General features: G+C 31.9%; 2 protein-coding genes. Both read left to right on the forward strand.

Annotated features, from left to right (window positions below; genetic code table 11):
• On the forward strand, positions 1 to 388 hold a 388-nt coding region (locus I7X29_RS15265; RefSeq protein WP_198475901.1), incomplete at its 5' end, for a hypothetical protein.
• Positions 373 to 564: hypothetical protein (locus I7X29_RS15590; RefSeq protein WP_225883796.1), on the forward strand; the 192-nt coding region annotated here is incomplete at its 3' end. The genes I7X29_RS15265 and I7X29_RS15590, both read left to right, overlap by 16 nt.

Here is a 564-nt window from a genome sequence, read left to right on the forward strand (position 1 = left end):
TACTACTGGTGCTATAGGCGGGTATAGATATGCAAAGGAAAATAAATTGAGCCCTTGGACAGGAGAAAAGATACAACTACATCATTCAGATCCTATTTTTATGGGAGGAGCTCCTGATCAGGAATTAACCCCAATGAGTATTTCTCGACATCAGGAATTGCACAAAGACCTCAACAATTTTTTGGTAGAGAAAAAGAATGCTTTAGGACAGCATATGCGACCTCAACCAAGAAATTCTGGTGCTAAAATACGATTTAATTTTAACAGAACACAGAGATTTGATGCTATGAAGCAATTTTATGATAAAAATTGGATAAAGTATTGGGATGCTCGATGGGATTTTTATAAGAATAACAATTTAAATTTAATATTATGGTGGCAAAAATAATTGTAGGAACAGATGAGAAGGGTTTTGTATATCCTAAAGTTCAGGAAAGAACAGATATATGCCCTATTTGTAAAAATAGGATAGCTGATGTTGCAAATTTAGATTATAAAGTGAAAAATAAAAAAGGAAATTTTTTAGTATCGTATGATCACTATACTTTTGTATCACAAAAATTT

It is taken from the genome of Capnocytophaga periodontitidis (assembly GCF_016126015.1).
Taxonomy (GTDB): Bacteria; Bacteroidota; Bacteroidia; order Flavobacteriales; family Flavobacteriaceae; genus Capnocytophaga; species Capnocytophaga periodontitidis.